Genomic DNA, 23,104 nt, shown 5'->3' with positions numbered 1-23,104 from the left:
CCCCGGCGGCGCTAGTCCGGCGACAGATTTCGAAAGTCCCGCCATGCTTCCCTACCAGCCCGCCCCCTTCCCGCTCGCCCGTCCCCGGCGCCTGCGCGCCAGTCCCTGGGTCCGCCGTCTGGTCGCCGAGACCGTCCTGACCCCTGCCGACCTGATCTGGCCCCTGATCGTCCACGACGGCGCCGAGGACCGCGTCCCCGTCGCCTCCATGCCCGGCGTCTTCCGCCTGTCGCCTAAGGCGGCCGCCGCAGCGGCGGTCGAGGCGCGCGACCTGGGCATTCCGATGCTGGCCCTCTTCCCCAATGTGGACGGCGCCATCAAGGACGCGGTCGGCACGGGCGCCACCGATCCCGACGGCCTGATCCCCGACTGTATCAAGGCCATCAAGGACGCCGCGCCGGAGATCGGCGTCATGACCGACGTCGCGCTCGACTGCTACACCGACCACGGCCACGACGGGGTGCTGGAGGGCGAGCGGATCGTCAATGACGCCACCCTGGACCGCCTCGCCGAACAGGCCTTCATCCACGCCCACGCCGGCGCCGACGTGGTCGCCCCGTCAGACATGATGGACGGCCGCATCCAGGCGGTGCGCGAGGCGCTGGAGGCCAACGGCTTCCACGACACCCTGATCCTGTCCTATGCGGCCAAATACGCCTCGGCCTTCTACGGCCCCTATCGCGACGCTGTCGGCTCTTCGAAAGCGCTGAAAGGCGACAAGAAGACCTATCAGATGGACTACGCCAACTCCGACGAGGCCCTGAAGGAGGTCGCCATGGACCTGTCGGAAGGCGCCGATGCGGTCATGGTCAAGCCGGGCATGCCCTATCTCGACATCGTTCGCCGCGTGTCCGAAACCTTCCGCGTCCCGACCTTCGCCTATCAGGTGTCGGGCGAGTACGCGATGATCCAGGCCGCCGTCGCCAACGGCTGGCTGGATCACGACCGCGCCGTGCTGGAGACCCTGCACGGGTTCAAGCGCGCCGGCTGCGCGGGCGTCCTGACCTATTTCGCGCCCCAGGCCGCGCGGTTGCTGGGCTGATGCGGCCTGACGTCCAGATTCGCGCGGCGACCTCCACCGACATGGCGGCGATCACCGCTATCTATGCCGAAAGCGTCGCCAACGGGCGCGGCACCTTCGAGCTGGAGCCGCCGGACGAGATCGAGTTGGCCGCCCGGTTCGCGGCGGTCCAGGCCCTGGGCCTGCCCCGTCTGGTCGCCGTGATCGACGGCGCGGTGGTCGGCTACGCCTACGCCGGCCCGTTCCGCACCCGCCAGGCCTACCGTTACATGGTCGAGGACTCGATCTATGTCGCCCCCGAAGCCCGGGGCCGCGGCGTCGCCGGCGCCCTGCTCGACGAACTGATCCTCGCCTGCGAAGCCCTGGGCCTGCGCCAGATGGTCGCCGTGATCGGCGATTCCGACAACGCCGGCTCCATCGCCCTGCACCGCGCGCGCGGCTTCGCCGACGCCGGCGTGTTCAAGGCGGCCGGCTGGAAACACGACGACTGGCGCGACGTCGTCTTCATGCAGCGCGAGCTGGGTCCGGGCGGACAGACCCCGCCGGACGCCCCGGGCCTGCCTCTGGTCGACAAGAAGCCCGCACGGTGAATGACACGGGCGATACATTGCGGCGCCGGGTTGCAACGCCTATCCTCGGCGTCGTGAAGATCGTCTCGTCCCTTCTGCTGCTGATCGGCGCCCTGGCGGTGCTGACCCTGGGCGCCCTCGGCGTCTCGGCCGGGCCGGCCATGGCCGAGGCGCCCTGCCACGAGACGAGCGCGGAGGCCCGTCGCGCCGCGCCGGACCAGACGCCCGCTCACCAGAACAAGGCGATGAAGGCCATGGCCTGTTGCGCCGCCTGCGTCACGGCGCCGGCGCTGGAGCCCGTTTCCCGTCCCGGGCCAACCGTCGCCCCGGCTCGCCTGAACGCCCCCCTGTTCGACCTGCCCGCAGGCCGTCGGCTCTCGCCCGAGCCCGGCCCGCCCCGCCTCCCGATCGCCTGAACTCCCCCGCCCCTCGCGGCGCCCTCAGTCACGATCATTCAAGGAGGCCTTCATGGCTCCCCATACCCTCGTCGGCGCCCTCGCCGGCGTCTCCCTGCTCGCCCTCGCTCAGGTGGCGACGGCGCAGGACCATTCTCACCACCAGACGCCTCCGGCCGCCGATCCCCATGCCGGCCACGACATGGCCGACATGCCCCACATCATGACCAGCCCCTACGGCCCCTGGCCCATGAGCCGCGACGCCTCCGGCACCAGCTGGCAGCCCGACTCCGGCGAACACGCCGGCATCCACACCGTCCGGGGCGACTGGACGGTGATGACCCACGCCCTGCTGAACCTGACCTACGACACCCAGTCCGGGCCGCGCGGCGGCGACAAGACCTTCGTCTCGGGCATGCTGATGACCACGGCCCGCCGCGCCTTCGACGACGGTTCGACCCTGAACCTGCGCGCCATGCTCAGCCCCGACCCCCTGATGGGCAAGTCCGGCTATCCTCTGCTGCTGGCCGCCGGCGAAACGGCGAACGGCGTCGATCCCCTGGTCGACCGCCAGCATCCGCACGATTTCTTCATGGAGCTGTCGGCCAGCTATTCGAAACGCCTGTCCGACAAGGACAGCGTGTACGGCTACATCGGCCTGCCCGGCGAGCCCGCCTTCGGCCCGCCCGCCTTCATGCACCGGATGAGCGCCATGGACAGTCCCGAGGCGCCCATCACCCACCACTGGCTGGACTCGACCCATATCGTCTTCGGCGTCACCACCCTGGGCTGGGCCCACGACCGCTTCAAGATCGAGACCTCGGCCTTCAAGGGCCGCGAACCCGACGAGGAACGCTGGGGCATAGATACGCCCAAACTGGACAGCTGGTCGGTGCGGGGCTCGTGGAATCCGACGGCCGACTGGTCTTTCCAGGCTTCCTACGCCGACGTCTCGGCCCCGGAACAGCTGGAGCCAGACGAGGACGAGACCAAATGGTCGGCCAGCGCGATCCATACCCGCCGCCTGGGCAAGACCGGCTGGTGGTCCTCGACCCTGGCTTGGGGCCGCAAGACCAACAGTCACGAAGAGTCCAAGGACGGCTGGCTGCTGGAAGCCGCCGTCCATCCGAACGACCGCTGGACCGTCTTCGCCCGGGCCGAACGGATCGAGACGGACGAACTGGTCCCCGGCGACCACGGCGGCCACGGCGACCTCTACACGGTCGGGAAAGCCTCGCTTGGCGCGGTTCGTGACTGGCGGATCGCCCCCCGCGTCCGCTTCGGCCTGGGCGCTCTCTACGCGATGAACCGCGTGCCGGACGCGCTGGAGCCTATCTACGGCGGCGATCCGGACGGCGGAATGATCTTCATGCGCCTGAAGATCGACTGACCGCTCAGGCCCGCTCGGCCTCCGCCGAGTGGGCCGACGGCGCCTCCAGGCTGCGGGCCAGCTCATAGCCGACCACCGCCATGCCGAAAACCAGCCCCAGCCCTCCGGCGATCAGCACCAGGCGGACATGCCGGTGCAGGTGATAAAGCAAGGCGCCGATCATCGACGATCCATCCTGTCGGATCGTCCCAATTCGATCCGTTCCAGGCATTTTACTGCAAAACCGGCACCGGACGGAATCGCAGGTCCGTGAACACGGATTGATCAGACCAGCCGGCTCTGCACCACGGCCGCCTCGATGAAGCTGGCGAACAGCGGGTGCGGCGCAAACGGCCGGCTTTTCAGCTCAGGGTGATACTGGACGCCGATGAACCACGGATGGTCCGGCCGCTCCACCGTCTCCGGCAGGACGCCGTCGGGCGACAGGCCGGCGAACACCAGGCCGGCCTTGGCCTCAATCGCTTCCCGATAGTTGATATTGACCTCATAGCGGTGGCGGTGCCGCTCGCTGATGGCGGTAGAGCCATAGATCTCTGCAATCTTCGAGCCCTCGGTCAGCGTCGAATCATAGGCGCCCAGCCGCATGGTGCCGCCAAGGTCGCCGCCCTGCTGACGCAGGACCCGCTGATTGCCCTGGGTCCATTCGGTCATCAGGCCCACGACCGGCTCGGCCGTCGGACCAAACTCGGTGGACGAGGCCTTGGGATAGCCGGCCAGGTTCCGCGCCGCTTCGATCACCGCCATCTGCATGCCGAAACAGATGCCGAAATAGGGAATCTTGCGCTCGCGAGCGAACCGCGCCGCCTCGATCTTGCCCTCCGAACCGCGCTCGCCGAAGCCGCCGGGCACCAGAACAGCATGGGCGCCCTGCAGACGCTCCTCGCAGGCCTCAGGGTCGCCCTCGAAGGTGTCGGCCTCGACCCAGTCGATATTGACCTTGACGTTATTGGCCACCCCGCCGTGGTGCAGGGCCTCGATCAGGGACTTATAGGCGTCCTTCAGCACCGTGTACTTGCCGACCACGGCGATGGTGACCTCGCCGTCCGGGTGCAGCCGGCGGCGCGCGATCTCCTGCCAGCGCGACAGATCGGGCTCCGGAGCGTCCTCGATGCCGAAATGAGCCAGGACCTCCTTGTCCAGCCCCTCGCGGTGATAATCGAGCGGCACGGCATAGATGTCAGCCGAGTCCATCGCCTGGATGACGCCGCTTTCGCGGACGTTGCAGAACTGGCCGATCTTGCGCTTCTCTTCGGCCGGGATCGGCTGTTCGCAGCGGCACAGCAGGATGTCCGGCTGAATGCCGATCGAGCGCAGCTCTTTGACCGAATGCTGGGTCGGCTTGGTCTTCATCTCGCCGGCCGTCTTGATGAAGGGCAGCAGGGTCAGATGGACGAAGCACGACCGGCCGCGCGGCAGGTCCTGCCCCAGCTGGCGGATGGCCTCGAAGAAGGGCAGGCCCTCAATGTCGCCGACCGTGCCGCCGATCTCGACCAGGACGAAGTCGACGGCCTCACCCTCATCGGTCAGGGCCGGCGTCAGGCAGAAGGATTTGATCTGGTCGGTGACGTGCGGAATGACCTGGACGGTGGCGCCCAGATAGTCGCCGCGACGCTCCTTCTCCAGGATGGTCGAATAGATCCGGCCCGTGGTGATATTATCGGACTTGGCCGCCGACACCCCGGTGAACCGCTCATAGTGGCCCAGATCCAGGTCGGTCTCGGCGCCGTCGTCGGTCACGAAGACCTCGCCGTGCTGGTACGGGCTCATCGTGCCCGGATCGACGTTCAGATAGGGGTCGAGCTTGCGCAGACGGACCTTGTAGCCGCGCGCCTGCAGAAGAGCGCCGAGAGCGGCGGAGGCGAGGCCTTTTCCTAGCGAGGAAACCACGCCGCCGGTGATGAACACATAGCGAGCCATGGGCGGACACCTTACTCCATGATTCGCGAACGACGCATGGGCCGCCGCGAATCGAACTGTTGATCAAAAGAAGAAAGCGCGCCCTGCGGCGCGCTTTCGGGGATTTCGGGTCGGTCGCCGGCCCGTTACTGGGCGGGCTGCTGGGCCGGAGCGGTCGCCGGCGCCGTCGTCGCCGACGGCAGACTAGCTTCCAGATCGTCCAGCGAAGGCGCCGCCGGCTGGGCCGGCGCGGCCGGTTGCGGCTGAGCGGGCTGTTGCTGTTGGGTCTGCGGCGTAGTGGCCAGCGAGCCCACGGCGTCGGCGTCGATCACCGAGACCGAGGCGCGGTCCATATTGCCCACGACCGTCAGCACGATGGTCAGGCCGAACAGGAGGAAGGCCAGCACCCAGGTGATCTTGGTCAGCAGATTGCCGGCGCCGCGCGCCGTCATGAAGCCCGAAGGGCCGCCGCCCATGCCCAGCGCGCCGCCCTCGGAGCGCTGCAGCAGCACGACGCCCGTCAAGGAGACGGCGATCAGGATGATGGCGACGAGCAGGATGGTCTGGAGCATGGCGTCATTCATGTAGGCGCGGAGCTGCGCCGATCAAGCGGCGGCCTCTATCACCGAAGCCGCCGGGGGGCAAACCTCAAGCCGTCGTCAGGCCGCGCGGATGATCTTCAGGAAATCCTCAGCCTTCAGCGAAGACCCGCCGACGAGGGCGCCGCCAACCTCGGACACGCCAAGAATTTCGGCCGCATTGTCCGGCTTTACCGACCCGCCGTAAAGGATCGGCGCCCGCCGCGCCGCCTGACCCAGACGCCGGATCATGGCGGATCGCACTGCGGCGTGAACCTCTGCAATCTGCTCCAGGCTAGGCGTCAGGCCCGTACCTATGGCCCAGACCGGTTCATAGGCGACCGCAAACGGCCTCTCGGATAGACCGTCCGCCAGCGCCCCCTCGACCTGGGCGCTGACGATCGCAGCCGCCTGCCCCGCCTCGCGCTGCTCCAGGGTCTCGCCGACGCAGACGATGGGTTCCAGTCCCACTGCAATCGCCGCCTCGACCTTGGCCGCCACTTCGGCGTCCGTCTCACCAAAGGCCCCGCGACGTTCCGAGTGCCCCAGAATCACCAGAGTGGCGCCAGCATCGACCAGCATCTCGGCAGAGACCGATCCGGTACAGGCGCCGGAAGGCGATTGATGGCAGTCCTGCCCGCCCAGTTCGACCCGGCTGCCGGCCAGGACATGCCGCATGCGATCCGTCAGAGTGGCAGGAGGACACAGGGCGATGCGGCAGTCAGACCGAAAGTCTTGCCCCCCTTCAACCAGCGCCCGAACCTCGGCTAAGTCGGCCGCCACGCCGTGCATCTTCCAATTGCCGATGATCAGCTTCACGGATTGTTTCATCGCGCCTGTCTAGGGGGCGAAAAGGGCCAAGCCAAGGGGGGCGCCGCAATCTGGACACCACGCTGTCCTTGCGGGGGCGCGCCCGCCCCGACTATACGCCGGAGCGACGCCACTGTCGGCAAATCTCCGGGTCTTCGAATGATCACCGCCTTCCGCGCCTTCTCGCGCTCCAAGTGGGCCGCCGCCCTGCTCGTGCTGATCGCCATCAGCTTCGTGATCGTGGGCGCGCGGATGGATGTCTTCGCCAACCTGGGCCCGAGACATGTGATCGACGCCGGCGATCGTTCGATGAACGAGGCCGAGTTCACCGCCGCCTTCGGGCGGGTGCGCGAGAACATCCAGCAGCAGGCCGGCCGTCCCGTGACCAACGAGGACCTGATCGCCGAGAACATCCATACCCGTTTCCTGGACAGCCAGACCGAACAGCTCGGCTTCCTGAACTGGGCCTGGAAGGCGGGCATCCGCCCCGGCAAGGAACTGATCGTCAAACAGATCCGCCAGATCCCGGCCTTCTTCAACTCGGTCACCGGCCAGTTCGACCAGCAGGCCTATGAGAGCGCTCTGGCTCAGCAAAACCTGACCCCGGCCATGCTGGAGCAGGACCTGCGCGACCAGTATGCGACCGAGCATTTCGGCTCCGCCATCTTCGCCGGCGCCCGCGCGCCGCGCATCTATGGCGCCCTGCTCGCCGGCGCCGCCTTCGAAACCCGCGACGGCCGCTGGTTCGAGGTCACGCCCGCCATGACCGGCGAAGTTCCCGCCCCCACCGACGCCCAGCTGAACGCCTTCATCCAGGAAAACGCCGCCCGTCTGCGCGCGCCCGAGTTCCGGATGGTCTCGGTCGTGCTGTTCACGCCCGACCCCGGCGCGGCCCCCGCCATCTCCGATGACCGGATCCGCGAACGTTTCGAGTTCAAGAAGGACAGCCTGAGCCAGCCCGAAACCCGCACCTTCGTCACCCTGACGGCGCCCAGCCGCGACGTGGCTCAGAAGATCGCCGCCGCTCTGCGCGCCGGTCAGTCGCCCGAAAACGTCGGTCGCGCCAACAGCATCCAGCCCGCCAACTTCAACGCCACCCCGCGCGCCGCCATCGGCGACGCCGCCACCGCCGCCGCCGTCTTCGGCCTGCAAGCCGGTCAGGTTTCTGATCCTGTCCAGGCCGGCGTCGGCTTCGCCGTCGCCAAACTGACTGCGGTCCAGCCGGGCCAGCCCGCCACGCTGGAAAGCGCCCGAGAGCAGATCGTCCAGGAACTGCGCGCCGAGGACGTGAAGGGCCAGACCTACGCCAAGGTCGAGAAATACGAGGCCGCCCGCACCGCCGGCAAGAACCTGGCCGACGCCGCGCGTGAAGCCGGCGGCCGGATCGTCAATCTGCCCCCCTTCACCCAGGACGGCAAACTGACGAACGGCCAGGCCCTGAATGCTCCGCCGCAGATCTTCGAAACGGCCTGGAGCCTGACCAAGGGCGGCGAAAGCGACCTGATCGACGCCGGCCAGGGCCAGTATTTCGCCGTTCGCGTGAACGACATCCGCCCGTCGGCCCTGCCGACCCTGGCCGAGGTTCGTGAGCCTCTGGCCGCCCAATGGACCCAACGCGAGATTTCGCGCCGCATCTCCGCCAAGGCCGAGGAACTGGCTGGCCGCGTCCGCCAGGGCCAGGACATCGCCGCCGTGGCCCGCTCGGTCAACGCGCCCCTGACGGTCCGCACCGGCGTGGTGCGCGACCAGGCCACGCAGGAGTCGCTCGGTCAGGGCGTGCTGCAGGGCCTGTTCGGCCCGGCCAAGGGCCAGGTCTTCTCGCAACCCGGCGAAGGCGGCTATCTGGTCGGCCGCGTCGATAACATCCACGCCGCCAACCCGGCCGTCGCCGGCCCACTGGCTGAACAGGCCCGTCCGCGCATCACCCAGGAAATGGTCCAGGCCATGGTCCAGACCTCGATGACCGCCGGCGCCAAACGCTCCAAGGCCAAGAACGACGTCGCCCTGGCGCGTCAAGCCCTGGGTCTGCCCGCCCAGCCGACCGCCCCCGCCGCTCCGGCCCAATGACCGACGCGACTTCCGGCAAACCCGATTTCGACGCCTTCGCCGCCGGCCTCTCGGCCGGTCGGCCGCAGGTGCTGGTGCGGCGCGTCATCGATGACCTGGAGACGCCGGTCTCCGCCTACCTGAAACTGGGTCACAGCCGGCCCTACGCCTGCCTGCTGGAATCGGTCGAAGGCGGCGCGGTCAAGGGCCGCTATTCGATCCTGACCCTGGATCCCGACGTGGTCTGGCGCTGCCGGTCGAACGCGGCCGAACTGGCGCGCGGTCCCGCCATCGCCGAGGGCCGGTTCATTTCCGAGGCCCTGCCGACGCTCCAGTCGCTCCGCGCCCTGATCGCCGCTTCCAAATTCGACCTGCCGGAGGGCCTGCCGCCCATGGCCGCCGGCCTGTTCGGCGTCTTCGGCTATGACATGGTGCGCCTGCTCGAGCCGCTGGGCGAACCCAATCCCGATCCGCTGGACCTGCCCGACGCGGTCCTGACCCGCCCCTCCCTGGTGGCGATCTTCGATTCGGTGGGCCAGGAGATCATCCTGGTCTCCGCCGCCTATCCCGACACGGGGGGCGCGGCACGTGACGCCTTCGACGCCGCCGTCGCCCGGCTGGACGCCTTCGAGACCGCCCTGCGCGAGCCGCTCCCGGTGCGCGCGGCCCCGCAGCCGACGCCCGCTCCGACCTTCGCCTCACCCGTAGATGAGGCCGGGTTCGGCGAGATGGTGGCCAAGGCCAAGGACTATATCGCCGCCGGAGACATCTTCCAGGTCGTGCTCAGCCACCGCTTCTCGGCCCCCTGGACCGAAGATCCCTTCGCCTTCTACCGCTCCCTGCGTCGCCAGAACCCGTCGCCCTATCTCTTCTATCTGAACTTCGAAGGCTTCCAGCTGGCCGGCTCCAGCCCGGAGATCCTGGTTCGGCTGAAGGACGGCCAGGTCACCATCCGCCCGCTAGCCGGCACCCGCATGCGCGGCGCGACGCCCGAGGCCGACAAGGCGCTGGAGGTCGAACTGCTCGCCGATCCCAAGGAACGCGCCGAACATCTGATGCTGCTGGACCTGGGCCGCAACGACGTCGGCCGCGTCGCGGCGCCGGGCACGGTCGAAGTGACCGAGAGCTTCGTCGTCGAACGCTACAGCCAGGTCATGCACATCGTCTCCAATGTGCGCGGCAAGGCCGATCCGAAACTGGACGCCGTCGACACCCTGCTGGCGGCGCTTCCCGCCGGCACCTTGTCAGGCGCGCCCAAGGTGCGGGCCATGGAAGTGATCGACGAGCTGGAGACCGAAAAGCGCGGCGTCGGCTACGGCGGCGGGGTCGGTTACATCTCGGCCGGGGGCGAGGCGGATATCTGCATCACCCTGCGCACCGCCCTGTTCGCCGATGATCAGATCTTCGTCCAGGCCGGCGCCGGCGTGGTCGCCGACAGCGATCCTGCGGCCGAATACGCCGAGACCCGGCACAAGGCCCGCGCACCCATGCGGGCCGCCGACGACGCCTGGCGCTTCCGCACCGGCAATCGCTAGGGCCCGTAGGTCGCCGGGGGTTCGTCAAAGCGGACGCCCGGCCCCAACACGACGACCCCAGCCATGACCACGGCCGCCGTCGCGGCCAGGGCGGCGGCGGCCAGGGCCGCATAGGGGCTGGCTGGCTTGGGTTCGACCACGACAAGCTTCGCCTTGGCGGCGGCGATCTTGTCGGCGATGTCTTTTTCGGCGCTCAGTTTCACAACCCCCATCTGCCCGCACCAATGTTAAGATGCGCTTTAACGCCGCGCACGCTTGGCGCGGCGGCTTGTCACGCCTAGAAGCCAGATCATGATCCTCGTCGTCGATAACTACGACAGCTTTACCTACAACCTCGTCCACTACCTCGCGGAGTTGGGCGCGCCGACCCATGTGGTGCGCAACGACGACCTGACGGCGGACGAGGCCTGGGCGCTGAACCCCGCCGCCGTCCTGCTGTCCCCCGGCCCCTGTGCGCCGGACCAGGCCGGCATATGCCTGCCGCTGATCGAGAGCGCCCCGGCCTCCATGCCGATCCTGGGCGTCTGCCTGGGGCACCAGGCCATCGGCCAGGCCTTCGGCGGCGACGTGATCCGCGCCAAGACCCTGATGCACGGCAAGACCTCGCCGATTCTGCACGACGGCAAGAGCGTCTTCGCCGGCCTGCCCTCGCCCTTCACCGCCACCCGCTATCATTCACTGGCGGTGAAGCGCGAAACCCTGCCCGACTGTCTGGAAGTCACCAGTTGGACCGCCGACGGCGAGATCATGGGGCTCCAGCACCGCAGCCGCCCGATTCATGGCGTCCAGTTCCACCCGGAATCCATCGCCACCGAACACGGCCACGACATGCTGGCCAACTTCCTCGAGATCGCCGGCGTGAAGCGCCTCGCGGCCGCCTGATCGTGGCGGCCTGATCATGGCTGACGGATTCAAGCCGATCCTCGCCCGACTGGTCGAGGGCCACCCCCTGACGTCCGAGCAGGCGCACGACTTCTTCGCCGCCTGCCTGCGTGGCGAACCGACCCCGTCGCAGGTCGCGGCCGCCGTCACCGCCCTGCGCATCCGGGGCGAGACGGTGGACGAGATCGCCGCCTTCGCCCAGGCCATGCGCGACGCCGCCCTGACGCTGGACCATCCCTACGAGGTGATCGACACCTGCGGCACCGGCGGCGACGGCCAGCACACCTACAACATCTCCACCGCCGCCGCCCTGGTCCTGGCCGGCGCGGGCCTGAAGGTCGCCAAGCACGGCAACCGGGCCATATCCTCGAAATCCGGCTCCTCCGACGTCCTGTCGATCCTGGGCGTCAACCTGGCCGCCACCCCGGATCAGCAGCGCAAGGCGCTGGACGAGGCCGGAATCTGTTTCCTGTTCGCCCCCGCCTATCACGGCGCCATGCGCCACGTCGGGCCGGTGCGGGCCGAGATCGGTTTCCGCACCGTCTTCAACCTGCTCGGCCCGCTGTCCAACCCGGCCCAGGCGAAACGCCAGGTCATGGGCGTCTATGACCCCCGCCTGCTCGAGCCCCTGGTCGAAGTTTTGGGCCGGCTTGGCGCCACCCGCGCCTGGACCGTCCATGGCCAGGGCCTGGATGAACTGGCCACATCCGGCCCGACGGAAGTCGCAGAATGGAAGGACGGCGCCGTCCGCCGTTTCCAGGTCACGCCCGAGGACGCCGGTCTTCCTCGCGCCTCCATCGACGCCATCCGCGGCGGCGACGGCGAGGAGAACGCCGCGGCCCTGCGCGCCCTGCTGGCGGGTCAGACCGGCGCCTATCGCGACATAGTCCTGCTGAACGCCGCCGCCGCCCTGGTGGTGTCGGATCAGGCGACGGACCTCGCCGAAGGGGCCGTCCTCGCCGCCGCCGCCATCGACGACGGCCGCGCCGCACAGGCGCTGGAGCGTCTGGCCCGCATCACCTCCACGCCGCTGGATACCGAAGACAAAGCATGACCGACGTCCTGGACCGCATCGCCGCCTACAAGCGCGAGGATGTCGCCGCCCGCAAGGCCGCGACCTCCCAGGACGCCATCGAGGCCCTGGCCCAGGCCGCCTCGGCTCCGCGCGGCTTCCGCGCCGCCCTCGACCGAACCGTCGAAGAAACCGGCCGCCCCGCCCTGATCGCCGAGATCAAGAAGGCCAGCCCGTCAAAGGGCCTGATCCGCCCTGACTTCGACCCGACCGCCCTGGCCATCGCCTACCAGGCCGGCGGCGCGTCCTGCCTGTCGGTTCTGACCGATGGCCCCAGTTTCCAGGGCGACGACGCCTATCTGGGCCAGGCCCGCGCCGCCACGGCCCTGCCCTGCCTGCGCAAGGACTTCCTGGTCGACCCCTGGCAGGTGGCCGAAAGCCGGGCCCTGGGCGCCGACTGTATTCTGATCATCCTGGCGATGATCGACGACGCCCTGGCCGCCGAACTGCTGGCCGAGGCCGAGCGCTTCGGCATGGACGCCCTGATCGAAACCCACGACGAAGCCGAAATGGCCCGCGCCTGCGCCCTGAACGGCGACCTGGTCGGGATCAACAACCGGTCGCTCCGCACCTTCGAGGTCGATCTGGAAGTGACCGAGCGCCTGTCCATGCTCAGCCCCGTCCGCGCCCTGCTGGTCGCCGAGAGCGGCATCTTCACGCCCGAGGACGTCGAGCGCGTCTCCGCCGCCCACGCCCAGGCCATTCTGGTCGGCGAAAGCCTGATGCGTCAGGCCGACGTCGAGGCCGCCACCCGCAAGCTGCTGGCCGCCTGATTCAGCCCGAGGCGCGTGGTGAAGCGACGCCGTTAAGTTGACATTAGGAAGGAACACTTACAGAACATCGTCAATGTTCACGGCCCGTTCCGATTCGAGGAAGGGGCTCATGAGGGCCAGGCGATGCTCACGCGCAAGCAGCACGAATTGCTGATGTTCATCCACGAACGGATTCAAGAGACCGGCGTCTCACCCTCGTTCGACGAGATGAAGGAGGCGCTGGATCTGGCGTCCAAGTCGGGCATACACCGGCTGATCACGGCGCTGGAGGAACGCGGCTTCATCCGCCGCCTCGCCCACCGCGCCCGCGCTCTGGAAGTGACCAAACTGCCTGAACAGGCGACCGCCGGCGCCCCGCGCGGCCGGGCCGGCTTCAAGCCTGACGTCATCGAAGGCGGCGGCGGCGCGCCCCGCCCCGCTGCGGCATCCGCCGCCAACGACACGCGCGAACTGCCCTTGCTGGGCAAGATCGCCGCTGGCACCCCCATCGCCGCCATTCAGCACGAGCAGGAGCGCCTGTCCGTGCCCGAATCCATGCTGGGCAAGGGCGATCACTATGTCCTCGAGATCGAGGGCGACTCGATGATCGAGGCCGGCATCCTGAACGGCGACCTTGTGGTCATCCGTCGCGGCGACACGGCCAACAACGGCGAGATCGTCGTGGCCCTGGTCGAGGGCGAAGAAGCCACCTTGAAACGCCTGCGCCGCAAGGGCGGCTCCATCGCCCTGGAGCCCGCAAACCGCGCCTATGAGACCCGCATCTTCGGCCCCGACCAGGTCGAGGTCCAGGGCAAGCTGGTCGGCCTCATGCGCCGCTATCACTGACATCCGGATCCGGCCGGCGCGCCCAGGGTCGATCCCCGCGCACGTCGGCCGTCCACACCGCTGTCCAGCGGTCCGCTCCGTCGCGCCACAACTCCACCGCCCCGCCGCGCGCGAAGTCGGCTCCGTCCAGCACCAGCCGCCCCTCGCATGAGCTGGGCAGGGCATGAACGACCGCCCGCACGCTGACGACCGGCGCCGCACGGCACAGGGCTCCCATCTGCTGCACATCCGGCGCCCGCCTGCCCCACCACAGGGCGACCGCCCCCGCCTCGGCGGTCTCGGGCCGGCATGAGTATCGGTCGCAGGCCCAGCCCGCCTCCGCCCGATCCGCCAGGCTCAGCCCGCGCCGCCGGGACCAAAGGTCCGCCGCGAACTCACGCACACCCGGCCGGATCACGACCGCCTCGCCCTGATGATGAAACGCCGCATTGGTCCCGCCGTCGCCGATCCAGACGTCCGGCGTCGGCGCGCGCGGCCAGACCAGCACCGCTGCCGCCAGCGGCAACCCCAGCCAACGCAGCCGCCCCTGCCACAGACAGACGAACAGCACGCCCAGAAAGGCCAGGGGCAGCACATAGTCAGGCGCACTCGCCACCGTTCGCACAGCGCCCGGCAGCCCCGCCGTCCAGCCCCCTATCGCCAACATCAGGTCGACGCCCCACCCCGCCACCGCCAGAAACGGGGCCCCCATCCCCAACGGCTCCAGCGCCGCCCCCAGCGCCAAGGCTGGCATCAAGACAAAGTCCGCCACCGGCGCCGTCCCCAGATTGGCCAGCAGCCCATACATGGCCGTCCGGTTGAAGTGCTGCATGGCGAACGGTCCCGTCGCCAGTCCCGCCACGACGCTGGCCGCCACCGCCGCCGCCAGCCAGCCGCCGAACCTCTGCGCCGCCACTATGGGCCAGGGCGCGGAAATCTCGCGCACCCGCTTGGGCCAGGCCTCGACCAGGGCCACCAGCGCCGCCGTCGCCGCAAACGACATCTGGAAGCCCGGCGTGACGATGGCTTCAGGCTGTATCGCCAGCACGGCGAACGCCGCCACCGCCAACCCGTGCATCGTCACCGCCTGCCGATCCAGGAGAATGGCCAGGAAGGCGATGGAGGCCGTGATCGCCGCCCGCTCGGCTGGCGGCGGCGCGCCCGACACCACCAGATAGGCGCCCACCGCCGCCAGGCCCGCGACAGCCGCGACCTTCTTGCCCGAAACCCGCAGCGCCAGCCAAGGCCAGGCCGCCACTACCAGACGCGCAGCGAAAAATACGAAGCCCCCGACAATCGCCATGTGCAGGCCCGAGACCGACAGAATGTGGGCTAGGCCCGAATCCCGCATCACATCCATATCCTCCTGGCTGATCCAGGCCTCGTGGCTGGTGGTCATCGCCGCCGCGATCCCGCCGGTCCGCTCCCCCAGCCGCGCCACGATCCGTTCCGCCAGGGCGTAGCGCGCTCCGTTCACCGCCATAGCCAGCCGCAGTCGCCACGGCGCCGGCGGTAAATCGATCCGCCGCGTCTCGCCCAAGGCGAAGGCCACGCCCCCCATGCCTTGGAAGAAGGCGTTGCGGCCAAAATCATAAGCGCCGGGGCTGGCGGGCGCAGGCGGCGGATTGAGGATGGCGAACAGTCGGATCGCCTCGCCCGGTCTCGGCGGCTCGCCCCGCACCGTGGCCCGCAACCGCACCGGCGTCCGCTCCGCCTCGACCCCTCGAATCAAAACCGGCGCCGCTACAACACGCGCGCCGTTCTGGCCCGGGCTATCGACATCGACCACCCAGGCTTCGATAATCGTCGCCTCGCTCAAGGTGGGCGCGATCGGCGCGGTGACGGCCTCGGTTCGCACCTTCGCGGCCGCCATGCCCCCGAGCAGACAGGCGAGGATCATCAACGGCCAAGTCCGGCTCCGCCTCCAACCGCGCCGCTTGACCATCAGCCAAGCTGCAAGCGCCAGTCCGGCCGCCGCCAGCAGCGGCCACAACAAGGGCTCGAACCGCAGGGCGAAATAGATCGCGCTTCCCGCCCCGAAGGCCACGGGCGCCCATAGCCGCCATCGCAGCGTCTGGGCTGCGACCTCTTCAGCCAGCCAGGCGCTCAATCTCGCGGCGGGGGTAGGCTTTGACGCGTCGGGGCGTATAAGGGCCTCGCTTACGGACCCTTCCCCCATGACCCTGCCCTCTTCGACTGTCGTCACCCGCTTCGCCCCCTCGCCGACAGGCTATCTGCATATCGGCGGTGCGAGAACCGCCTTGTTCAACTGGCTGTACGCCAAGAGACACGCGGGGCGCTTCCTGATCCGGGTCGAGGACACCGACCGCGAACGTTCGACCGACGAAGCGGTGAAGGCCATCTTCGACGGCCTGAGCTGGCTGGAGCTGTTCGCCGACGAAGAACCCGTCTTCCAGTTCAGCCGCGCCGACCGTCACCGCGAAGTGGTCGATCAGTTGCTGGAGACCGGTCACGCCTATCGCGACTTCACGACCGCCGAGGAAACCGGCCGCCTGCGCGACGCCGCCAAGGCCGAGCGCCGAGCCTTCGAATCGCCCTGGCGCGACCGCACCCCGACCGTCGACGACCTGGCCCTGCCGCACGTCGTCCGCTTCCGCCGGCCTCAGTCCGTCACCATCACCGTCGCGGACGAGGTCCAGGGCTCGGTCAGCTGGTCGACCGACGACCTCGACGACCTGGTCCTGCTGCGCTCGGACGGGGCCCCGACCTATAATCTCGCCGTGGTGGTCGACGACCACGATATGGGAGTCACCCATGTCATCCGTGGCGACGACCACCTGAACAACGCCGCCCGCCAGAGCCTGATCTACGACGCCCTGGGCTGGACCCGCCCGACCTTCGCCCACATCCCCCTCATCCACGGCCCCGACGGCGCCAAGCTGTCGAAACGGCACGGCGCCCAAGCGGTCCACGAATATGCCGAGATGGGCTATCTGCCCGAGGCCATGCGCAACTACCTCGCCCGGCTGGGCTGGGCGCACGGCGACGACGAACTCTTCAGCGACGCCCAGGCGATCGAATGGTTCGACCTGGCCGGAATCGGCAAGGCCCCGGCCCGGCTGGACTTCGACAAGCTGGCCCACGTCAATTCGCACTGGCTGCGCCTGGCCGACGACGAGCGGCTGGCCAAGCTGACGCTGGACGTTCATCTGGCCCGAGGCCGCAGCCTTGCCGAAGCCGACGAGGCCAGGCTTCAGCGCGCCATGCCCTTCGTGAAGGACCGCGCCAAGACCGTGCTGGACCTGGCCGACCAGACCGAGTTTGTGCTCAAGGCCCGCCCCCTGGCCCTGGACGAAAAGGGTCGCGCCCTGCTGTCGGGCGACACCTTGGATCGCCTGGCGCGCCTGCGCGACCGGCTGGCCCTGTTCCAGTCCTGGGACGTCTTCGCCCTGGAAGCCGAACTCAAAAGCTTCGCCGAATCCGAACAGGTCGGGTTCGGCAAGATCGGTCCGCCGATGCGGACGGCCCTTACCGCTGGGTCAACTTCACCCGATATCGCACGAACTTTGTCCGCTCTTGGGCGCGACGAAAGTCTCGGGCGCTTGGATGATGCGCTGCAACAGACTAAGTGATCACCCACAACCAAAAAAGCGGCCGACGCCTCCCCGCGCCTGGACGTGTGATGCAAAGGGGCATTTCATGACTGAACAAGCCAATACCGCCGGCTCGGCGACCCTGTCCTTCGAGGGCAAGACCATCGAGTTGCCGGTCCTTTCGGGCTCCACCGGCCCGGACGTCATCGACATCCGCAAGATGTATGCGGGTACGGGCGCCTTCACCTTCGACCCGGGCTTTACCTCCACCGCTGCGTGCGAGTCGGCCCTGACCTATATCGACGGCGACGCCGGGGTGCTGCTGCACCGTGGCTATCCGATCGACCAACTGGCGTCAAAGTCGAACTTCGTGGAGGTCTGCCACCTGTTGCTGCACGGCGAACTGCCGACTGCGGCGCAGTACGAGAAGTTCGAAAACAGCATCACCATGCACACGATGCTTCACAGCCAGTTCGACCGCTTCTTCGAAGGATTCCGCCGCGACGCCCACCCGATGGCGATCATGGTCGGCACGGTCGGCGCCCTGTCGGCCTTCTATCACGACAGCCTAGACATCCATGATCCGGTCCAGCGCGACATCTCGGCCATCCGCCTGATCGCCAAGATGCCGACCATCGCGGCCCGCGCCTACAAGTATCACGTCGGCCAGCCGTTCGTGTCGCCGCGCAACGACCTGTCCTATGCCGAGAACTTTCTGCGCATGTGCTTCGCCGTGCCGGCCGAGGACTATCACGTCGATCCGGCCCTGGTTCGCGCCATGGACCGCATCTTCACCCTGCACGCCGACCACGAGCAGAACGCATCGACCTCGACCGTCCGCCTGGCCGGTTCGTCGGGCGCCAATCCGTTCGCCTGTATCGCCGCCGGCATCGCCTGCCTGTGGGGCCCCTCGCACGGGGGCGCCAACGAAGAGGCGCTGACCATGCTGAAGCAGATCGGCACCCCGGACAACATCCCGGAGTTCATCCAGGGCGTGAAGGACCGCAAGTACAAGCTGATGGGCTTCGGCCACCGCGTGTACAAGAACTACGATCCGCGCGCCAAGGTCATGCAGCAGTCGGCCTATGAAGTCCTGGCCGCCACGGGCCGCGAGAACGACCCGCTGTTCCTGGTCGCCAAGGAGCTGGAGAAGGTCGCCCTGAACGACGAATACTTCACCTCGCGCAAGCTGTTCCCGAACGTCGACTTCTATTCGGGCATCACCCTGTCGGCGATGGGCTTCCCGACCAGCATGTTCACCGTCCTGTTCGCCCTGGCCCGCACCGTGGGCTGGATCGCCCAGTGGCAGGAAATGATGGCGGATCCGTCGCAGAAGATCGGCCGCCCGCGTCAGCTCTACACGGGCCCGACCGAGCGCGACTATGTGCCGATCGAACAGCGCGGCTGATCGACGGCCAAGGGCCTGAAATGCAGAACGCCGGGGCGCTGGCCCCGGCGTTTTTCTTTGTCTGAGACAGAACCGACGCGCCTATCTGGCGGCCTTGGCCTCTATGACCCGCAGCACCGCCTCGGCGGCCAGGGCCGAAGGATCCGGCCCGCCCCGCCCCATAAGATCCAGCGCCGCCGTCTGACGCCCTGCCTGCTCGGCCGCAGCCTCGGCATCGTTCAGCAAACGCCCGACGGCGGCCGCTAGATTTTCCGCAGACGCCTCGCCCTGGATGAACTCCGGGGCGATCCGCTGATCGGCGGCGATGTTGAACAGGGTGATGTGTTTCGCCGTCACGACCCGTTTCATCAGCTCATAGCTGAGCCCGCCGATCTTGTAGGCGATGACCATGGGCGCCCCGGCCAGGGCCAATTCGGTCGAGACCGTGCCGCTGGTGGCCAGGGCCGCCGTCGCGGCGCGCATGGCGTCGTATTTCTCGGCCTCGTCGACCAGATGGACGCGGAAGGGCCAGGCGGAGACCCGACCGATCACATCCTTGGACACCGTGCCCGCGGCCGCCACAGCGACCTCCAACTTCGGATCCTGCGCCTTCAGGCGAGCCACCGTCGCCTCATAGACGGGCGTCATCCGCACGATCTCAGCGGGGCGACTGCCCGGCAGGATCAGCAGCAGTTTCGCATCAGCGGCTATGCCCCGCCGAGCCCGGAAGGCCGCGCCGTCGGCGTGGTCCATATCCACATGAAGCGCCGAAGACCCCACCACGGTCGTGGGCAGGCCCGCCCGCTCGAACCAGGGCGCATCGAAGCTGTAGAGGGCCAGCAGGTGATCGACGGTCCGCGCCAGAGTCTTGGCCCGGACGGGGCGAGACGCCCAGACCTGTGGTCCGACATATTTGATCAGGGGCACGTCCGGTCGTGCGGCGCGGATCGCCTCGGCCACCCGGATTGTGAAGCCCCAACTGTCGATCAGGACCACGGCGTCGGGCTGTTCGGCTGCGGCCAGGGCCGCCGTCTCCTGGACCCGGCGCCGGACCATGCCATAGGCGCGCAGCCCCTCGATCCAGCCCAGGATCGACAGCTCGGCGATATCGAACGGACTGACGACGCCCTCCGCCGCCATGCGAGGCCCGCCGACGCCGACGAAGCTCACCGCCTCGCCTAGCCGCTTCCGCAGCGCCTGCGCCAAGCCGGCGCCGAGCGCATCGCCCGAGGCCTCCGCCGCGACCAGCATGATCTTCAACGGACGGCTCATCGGTCTTCACCCCAGACGAACAGACCCAGACGGTCCGCCGCCGCCACTATAGCCGACCGGTCGATCAGGATCAGCCGCCCGGTCACGCCGCCTATGCCCGCCAGGCCCGCGGCCGCCGCCAGCTCAACCGTGCGCGGCCCGATCACCGGCATATCGACGCGCAGGTCCTGGATCGGCTTGGGCGCCTTGCCCAGCGCGCCCTTGCGGGCAGCCTCCGAACCGCGAAGATCGGCCGGCAGGCCCGCCACCCGGTTCAGCATGGCGTCAGTGCCCTCCTGGGCCTCGACCGCCAGCACCAGGCCGTCACAGACGACCGCGCCTTGGCCGATGTCCAATTCGCCCGACTTTTCGGCGACATACAGCGCCTTTCTCAGATCGGCCAACTGCTCGGGCGTCGGGGTCACAGCGCCGAGCGCGCCCTGCGCCAGGGTCTCGCCGCCAAGGATGTCGTCGGCGCCTTCCACCGCGAACCCTTCCGCCTCGAACACCGACAGTATCTTACGCAGCAAGGCGTCGTCGCCCTGGGTCGCCGCTGCGACGATCCCCGGCAGCAGGGTCGCGCCCTTGAAATCCGGCTTCAAACTCTTGAAATCGGGTCGGTTGACGATCCCCGCCAGACAGACGGTCGTACAGGCTTCAGCCTTCAGCGCCTTCAGTATGCCCCCGATCTGGGCCATGCCGAACTCGGCGCCCGGCCAGCGGGTCAGATGGGGGTCGGCGAACCCGGCCAGACGGATGATGAAGAGCGGCCGGCCCTCGGCGTCGCACCGCGCCGCCACCGCCGCCGGCAGGTCGCCGCCGCCGGCGATCAGGCCCAGCTTGCCGGGCGCGCTCATTCCGCGTTCGGCAGACACAGCGGACGCCGCCCGCCGTCGCGGATGAAGGCGATGATCTCCATGATCTCGGGCAGGTCGGCATAGGCCTGGGCCACGCCGTCGATCCGGCCGGCGAACTCGCCCTGCCCCTCGAACAGGTCGCGATAGGCCGCCAGCAGACGCCGCACCTGATCCTTGCCGTAGCCCTTGCGCTTCAGCCCGATCAGGTTCAGCCCGCGCAGTCGCGCGTGATTGCCCCATGCCGAGCCATAGGGGATGACGTCGCGGGTCACGGCGGCCAGACCGCCGATAATCGCCCCCTGCCCCACACGCCCGTTCTGGTGGACGGCGCACAGGCCGCCCAGGAAGACCTTGTCGCCGATATGAGCATGGCCGCCCAGGGTCGCGTTGTTGGCCATGACCAGATTGCTGCCGACCACGCAGTCGTGACCGATGTGTGCGCCCGTCATAAACAGATTGTTGGACCCGACCACGGTCACGCCCGTCCCCTGCGGCGTGCCCCGGTTGAAGGTGCAGTGCTCGCGGATCTGGTTGTTCTCGCCGATCTCCAGCCGCACCGGCTCGCCCTTGTAGCCGTTGTGCTGCGGGTCGCCGCCGATGACGGCGAACGGATGGATCACCGTCCCGGCCCCCACCGTCGTGTCCTGCTGAACCACCACATGGCTGACCAGACGCACGTTCTCGGCCAGGACCACATTCGGCCCGACGGTGCACCAGGGCCCGACCTCGACCCCTTCGGCCAGGGTCGCCGTGGCGTCGATCAGGGCGGTGGTGTGGATGGTCATCAGGCGGCGGGCTCTGTCGCTGGAGTGGGTACGGTCACGACCATGGCCATGAATTCGGCTTCGGCGGCCAGCTTTCCGTCAATGAAGGTCTCGCCGCGGAACTTGTAGGCGTCGCCGCGCGCCTTGATCACCTTGACCTCCATGCGCAGTTGGTCGCCCGGCCGCGCCGGTTTGCGGAAGCGCACGCCGTCGATGGACATGAACATGATGACCTTGTCGGCCACGGCCACGTCCAGGGTCTTGGACATCAGCAGTGCGCCCGTCTGGGCCATGGCCTCGACGATCAGCACGCCCGGCATGACCGGATCGATGGGGAAATGGCCCGGGAAGAAGGGCTCGTTATGGGTGACGTTCTTGATGCCCACGATGGAGGTCCGGGGCACGAAGGCCTCGGCCTTGTCCACCAGCAGGAAGGGATAACGGTGCGGCAGCCGCCGCATCACCTCGGCGTAATCGATCTTGCCGTCTTCGCTCATCCCTATGATTCCTTCGGGGCCTTCTTTGAAGAGGCCTGTTTGGCGAGCCAGATGGTTTCGCGCAAGAACTGTCGGATCGGACGGGCCGGATAACCGGACCAGGTCTCGCCCGCCGGAATGTTCGCCAGCACCCCGGCCCCGGCCGCGACCCGCGCGCCCTCGCCGATGGTGATGTGGTCGCCGATCCCCGCCTTGCCGCCAAAGATGACATTGTCGCCGCTGGTCACCGAGCCCGAAATGCCCGTATTGGCGGCCATCAGATTGTTGCGGCCGATGACGCAGTTGTGGCCCACCATGACCAGATTATCGATCTTGGTGTTCTCGCCGATGACCGTGTCGTCATAGGCGCCACGATCGATGCACGAGTTGGCGCCGACCGTCACACCATCTTGCAGGATGACGCGGCCCAGCTGGGGAATATCCATGGCGCCGGCGGCCGTGCCGGTGGCGCCGAAGCCCGCCTCGCCGATGCGCGCACCGGCGTACAGCTTCACCCGATCACCGATCAGGGCGAAGCCGACGGTGACGTTCGACCCGATCACGCAATTCCGGCCGATCTGCACGCCCGGACCGATGACGGTGTTGGCGCAGATGCGCGTTCCGCGTCCGATACGGACGCCCTCGCCCAGAACCACGCCCGGCTCCACGACCACACTGTCGTCTTCGGCCGCCGAGGAAGCCGTGATGGCGCGATCGAGGGCGACCGGGCGGTGCAGCAGGGCCGAGGCCATGGCCCAAGAGGCCTGGGGCGTGCGGGAAACGATGACAGCGGCTTCGGGCGGCGCGGATGCGACAGCCTCGGCCGGCACGATCACACAGCCCGCCTTGGTCGTCGCCAGGGCCGCAGCGAACTTTCGGTCGCCCAGAAACGCGATCGCGCCCCCGTCCGCAGAGGACAGGGGCGCGACGGAACCTATGATCCGATCCCCGCCCCTCTCGACCTCGCCTCCGATTTGCGCCGCCAGATCGGCGACGGACAGGGGGGCGAGGGTTTCGAAGAAGCGGGTATCGGGCATGTGGACC

The 23,104-nt window shown here is 68.4% G+C and carries 23 protein-coding genes; 12 read left to right on the top strand and 11 right to left on the bottom strand.

The window, feature by feature from the left end; genetic code table 11:
* Window positions 1-43 precede the first annotated feature (43 nt).
* Genes hemB through ACW17X_RS01965 form a run of 4 tightly spaced genes read left to right on the top strand, consistent with a single transcriptional unit; the run spans window position 44 to window position 3,375 of the window.
* Window positions 44-1,042, top strand: coding sequence for a porphobilinogen synthase (hemB, locus tag ACW17X_RS01980; RefSeq protein ID WP_492099388.1), 999 nt, complete (start codon window positions 44-46; stop codon window positions 1,040-1,042).
* Window positions 1,042-1,611 carry a GNAT family N-acetyltransferase gene (locus ACW17X_RS01975; protein WP_492099386.1) on the top strand — a complete coding sequence of 190 codons (570 nt, stop codon included), beginning with the start codon at window positions 1,042-1,044 and terminating at the stop codon, window positions 1,609-1,611. The genes hemB and ACW17X_RS01975 overlap by 1 nt, the downstream gene beginning before the upstream one ends.
* Window positions 1,612-1,664: 53 nt before the next feature.
* Entirely contained in the window at window positions 1,665-2,006 is a 342-nt protein-coding gene (locus ACW17X_RS01970) for a hypothetical protein (protein WP_492099384.1), read from the top strand.
* A 52-nt stretch (window positions 2,007-2,058) separates the two neighbouring features.
* Complete coding sequence (locus ACW17X_RS01965; RefSeq protein ID WP_492099382.1) at window positions 2,059-3,375, top strand: hypothetical protein; 1,317 nt, start codon at window positions 2,059-2,061, stop codon at window positions 3,373-3,375.
* A 4-nt stretch (window positions 3,376-3,379) separates the two neighbouring features.
* Here the strand turns inward: ACW17X_RS01965 and ACW17X_RS01960 are convergent, their stop codons facing one another.
* The 4 genes from ACW17X_RS01960 to tpiA all read right to left on the bottom strand — a co-directional run bounded on the left by ACW17X_RS01960 (window position 3,380) and on the right by tpiA (window position 6,680).
* Window positions 3,380-3,538 carry a hypothetical protein gene (locus tag ACW17X_RS01960; RefSeq protein WP_492099380.1) on the bottom strand — a complete coding sequence of 53 codons (159 nt, stop codon included), beginning with the start codon at window positions 3,536-3,538 and terminating at the stop codon, window positions 3,380-3,382.
* A gap of 101 nt (window positions 3,539-3,639) precedes the next feature.
* Complete coding sequence (gene pyrG, locus ACW17X_RS01955) at window positions 3,640-5,292, bottom strand: CTP synthase (RefSeq protein ID WP_492099378.1); 1,653 nt, start codon at window positions 5,290-5,292, stop codon at window positions 3,640-3,642.
* 125 nt (window positions 5,293-5,417) lie between these two features.
* Window positions 5,418-5,843 carry a preprotein translocase subunit SecG gene (gene secG / locus ACW17X_RS01950; protein ID WP_492099376.1) on the bottom strand — a complete coding sequence of 142 codons (426 nt, stop codon included), beginning with the start codon at window positions 5,841-5,843 and terminating at the stop codon, window positions 5,418-5,420.
* An 87-nt stretch (window positions 5,844-5,930) separates the two neighbouring features.
* Window positions 5,931-6,680, bottom strand: a complete 750-nt coding sequence (gene tpiA / locus ACW17X_RS01945; protein WP_492099374.1) for a triose-phosphate isomerase — start codon at window positions 6,678-6,680, stop codon at window positions 5,931-5,933.
* A 138-nt stretch (window positions 6,681-6,818) separates the two neighbouring features.
* Between tpiA and ACW17X_RS01940 the strand changes: the two genes are divergently transcribed.
* Entirely contained in the window at window positions 6,819-8,726 is a 1,908-nt protein-coding gene (locus tag ACW17X_RS01940) for a peptidylprolyl isomerase (protein WP_492099372.1), read from the top strand.
* Window positions 8,723-10,240: an anthranilate synthase component I gene (gene trpE / locus ACW17X_RS01935; protein ID WP_492099370.1), complete on the top strand. Its 1,518-nt coding sequence runs from the start codon at window positions 8,723-8,725 to the stop codon at window positions 10,238-10,240. The genes ACW17X_RS01940 and trpE overlap by 4 nt, the downstream gene beginning before the upstream one ends.
* Here the strand turns inward: trpE and ACW17X_RS01930 are convergent.
* Window positions 10,237-10,443: a peptidoglycan-binding protein gene (locus ACW17X_RS01930; RefSeq protein ID WP_492099368.1), complete on the bottom strand. Its 207-nt coding sequence runs from the start codon at window positions 10,441-10,443 to the stop codon at window positions 10,237-10,239. The genes trpE and ACW17X_RS01930 overlap by 4 nt on opposite strands.
* 88 nt (window positions 10,444-10,531) lie before the next feature.
* Here ACW17X_RS01930 and ACW17X_RS01925 point away from each other — a divergent pair, with 88 nt between their 5' ends.
* The 4 genes from ACW17X_RS01925 (at window position 10,532) to lexA (ending at window position 13,792) form a co-directional block, all read left to right on the top strand.
* On the top strand, window positions 10,532-11,122 hold the full coding sequence (locus ACW17X_RS01925) for an anthranilate synthase component II (protein ID WP_183195200.1): 591 nt from the start codon (window positions 10,532-10,534) through the stop codon (window positions 11,120-11,122).
* Between the two features lie 16 nt (window positions 11,123-11,138).
* A complete protein-coding gene (trpD, locus tag ACW17X_RS01920) occupies window positions 11,139-12,176 on the top strand; it encodes an anthranilate phosphoribosyltransferase (protein ID WP_492099367.1) in 1,038 nt (345 codons plus the stop codon).
* On the top strand, window positions 12,173-12,967 hold the full coding sequence (gene trpC / locus ACW17X_RS01915; protein WP_492099365.1) for an indole-3-glycerol phosphate synthase TrpC: 795 nt from the start codon (window positions 12,173-12,175) through the stop codon (window positions 12,965-12,967). Before trpD ends, trpC begins: the two co-directional genes overlap by 4 nt.
* A gap of 123 nt (window positions 12,968-13,090) precedes the next feature.
* On the top strand, window positions 13,091-13,792 hold the full coding sequence (gene lexA / locus ACW17X_RS01910; protein WP_492087232.1) for a transcriptional repressor LexA: 702 nt from the start codon (window positions 13,091-13,093) through the stop codon (window positions 13,790-13,792).
* On the opposite strand, the gene ACW17X_RS01905 is transcribed toward lexA, so the two are convergent.
* Entirely contained in the window at window positions 13,773-15,881 is a 2,109-nt protein-coding gene (locus ACW17X_RS01905; RefSeq protein WP_492099363.1) for a ComEC/Rec2 family competence protein, read from the bottom strand. The genes lexA and ACW17X_RS01905 overlap by 20 nt on opposite strands.
* A gap of 67 nt (window positions 15,882-15,948) precedes the next feature.
* Between ACW17X_RS01905 and gltX the strand changes: the two genes are divergently transcribed.
* Both gltX and gltA read left to right on the top strand, forming a co-directional pair.
* Window positions 15,949-17,364, top strand: coding sequence for a glutamate--tRNA ligase (gene gltX / locus ACW17X_RS01900; protein ID WP_492099361.1), 1,416 nt, complete (start codon window positions 15,949-15,951; stop codon window positions 17,362-17,364).
* Window positions 17,365-17,431: 67 nt separating this feature from the next.
* Window positions 17,432-18,733, top strand: coding sequence for a citrate synthase (gene gltA, locus ACW17X_RS01895; RefSeq protein ID WP_492040572.1), 1,302 nt, complete (start codon window positions 17,432-17,434; stop codon window positions 18,731-18,733).
* Window positions 18,734-18,814: 81 nt separating this feature from the next.
* On the opposite strand, the gene lpxB is transcribed toward gltA, so the two are convergent.
* Genes lpxB through lpxD form a run of 5 tightly spaced genes read right to left on the bottom strand, consistent with a single transcriptional unit; the run spans window position 18,815 to window position 23,097 of the window.
* Window positions 18,815-19,984, bottom strand: a complete 1,170-nt coding sequence (gene lpxB, locus ACW17X_RS01890; protein ID WP_492099359.1) for a lipid-A-disaccharide synthase — start codon at window positions 19,982-19,984, stop codon at window positions 18,815-18,817.
* Window positions 19,981-20,820 carry a UDP-2,3-diacylglucosamine diphosphatase gene (lpxI, locus tag ACW17X_RS01885; protein WP_492099357.1) on the bottom strand — a complete coding sequence of 280 codons (840 nt, stop codon included), beginning with the start codon at window positions 20,818-20,820 and terminating at the stop codon, window positions 19,981-19,983. The genes lpxB and lpxI overlap by 4 nt, the downstream gene beginning before the upstream one ends.
* The gene (lpxA, locus tag ACW17X_RS01880; RefSeq protein ID WP_492099355.1) at window positions 20,817-21,605 is read right to left on the bottom strand and encodes an acyl-ACP--UDP-N-acetylglucosamine O-acyltransferase; all 789 of its coding nucleotides are present in this window, start codon (window positions 21,603-21,605) and stop codon (window positions 20,817-20,819) included. The genes lpxI and lpxA overlap by 4 nt, the downstream gene beginning before the upstream one ends.
* On the bottom strand, window positions 21,605-22,081 hold the full coding sequence (fabZ, locus tag ACW17X_RS01875) for a 3-hydroxyacyl-ACP dehydratase FabZ (RefSeq protein WP_135195914.1): 477 nt from the start codon (window positions 22,079-22,081) through the stop codon (window positions 21,605-21,607). The genes lpxA and fabZ overlap by 1 nt, the downstream gene beginning before the upstream one ends.
* A 2-nt stretch (window positions 22,082-22,083) precedes the next feature.
* Window positions 22,084-23,097: a UDP-3-O-(3-hydroxymyristoyl)glucosamine N-acyltransferase gene (gene lpxD, locus ACW17X_RS01870; RefSeq protein WP_492099353.1), complete on the bottom strand. Its 1,014-nt coding sequence runs from the start codon at window positions 23,095-23,097 to the stop codon at window positions 22,084-22,086.
* Window positions 23,098-23,104 lie beyond the last annotated feature (7 nt).

It is taken from the genome of Brevundimonas sp. FV1ye4L (genome assembly GCF_058681255.1).
The sequence above is the reverse complement of the archived record's forward strand: the minus strand, read 5'-3'. Positions and strand labels throughout refer to the sequence as shown.

Coding starts and splice junctions, on each gene's coding strand:
- lpxA (WP_492099355.1), bottom strand. CDS start 21,605: ATGACCATCCACACCACCGCCCTGATCGACGCCACGGCGACCCTGGCC.
- secG (WP_492099376.1), bottom strand. CDS start 5,843: ATGCTCCAGACCATCCTGCTCGTCGCCATCATCCTGATCGCCGTCTCC.
- ACW17X_RS01940 (WP_492099372.1), top strand. CDS start 6,819: ATGATCACCGCCTTCCGCGCCTTCTCGCGCTCCAAGTGGGCCGCCGCC.
- trpE (WP_492099370.1), top strand. CDS start 8,723: ATGACCGACGCGACTTCCGGCAAACCCGATTTCGACGCCTTCGCCGCC.
- ACW17X_RS01965 (WP_492099382.1), top strand. CDS start 2,059: ATGGCTCCCCATACCCTCGTCGGCGCCCTCGCCGGCGTCTCCCTGCTC.
- tpiA (WP_492099374.1), bottom strand. CDS start 6,680: ATGAAACAATCCGTGAAGCTGATCATCGGCAATTGGAAGATGCACGGC.
- lpxB (WP_492099359.1), bottom strand. CDS start 19,984: ATGAGCCGTCCGTTGAAGATCATGCTGGTCGCGGCGGAGGCCTCGGGC.
- hemB (WP_492099388.1), top strand. CDS start 44: ATGCTTCCCTACCAGCCCGCCCCCTTCCCGCTCGCCCGTCCCCGGCGC.
- lpxI (WP_492099357.1), bottom strand. CDS start 20,820: ATGAGCGCGCCCGGCAAGCTGGGCCTGATCGCCGGCGGCGGCGACCTG.
- pyrG (WP_492099378.1), bottom strand. CDS start 5,292: ATGGCTCGCTATGTGTTCATCACCGGCGGCGTGGTTTCCTCGCTAGGA.
- gltA (WP_492040572.1), top strand. CDS start 17,432: ATGACTGAACAAGCCAATACCGCCGGCTCGGCGACCCTGTCCTTCGAG.
- lpxD (WP_492099353.1), bottom strand. CDS start 23,097: ATGCCCGATACCCGCTTCTTCGAAACCCTCGCCCCCCTGTCCGTCGCC.
- ACW17X_RS01960 (WP_492099380.1), bottom strand. CDS start 3,538: ATGATCGGCGCCTTGCTTTATCACCTGCACCGGCATGTCCGCCTGGTG.
- lexA (WP_492087232.1), top strand. CDS start 13,091: ATGCTCACGCGCAAGCAGCACGAATTGCTGATGTTCATCCACGAACGG.
- ACW17X_RS01925 (WP_183195200.1), top strand. CDS start 10,532: ATGATCCTCGTCGTCGATAACTACGACAGCTTTACCTACAACCTCGTC.
- ACW17X_RS01975 (WP_492099386.1), top strand. CDS start 1,042: ATGCGGCCTGACGTCCAGATTCGCGCGGCGACCTCCACCGACATGGCG.
- trpC (WP_492099365.1), top strand. CDS start 12,173: ATGACCGACGTCCTGGACCGCATCGCCGCCTACAAGCGCGAGGATGTC.
- trpD (WP_492099367.1), top strand. CDS start 11,139: ATGGCTGACGGATTCAAGCCGATCCTCGCCCGACTGGTCGAGGGCCAC.
- fabZ (WP_135195914.1), bottom strand. CDS start 22,081: ATGAGCGAAGACGGCAAGATCGATTACGCCGAGGTGATGCGGCGGCTG.
- gltX (WP_492099361.1), top strand. CDS start 15,949: ATGACCCTGCCCTCTTCGACTGTCGTCACCCGCTTCGCCCCCTCGCCG.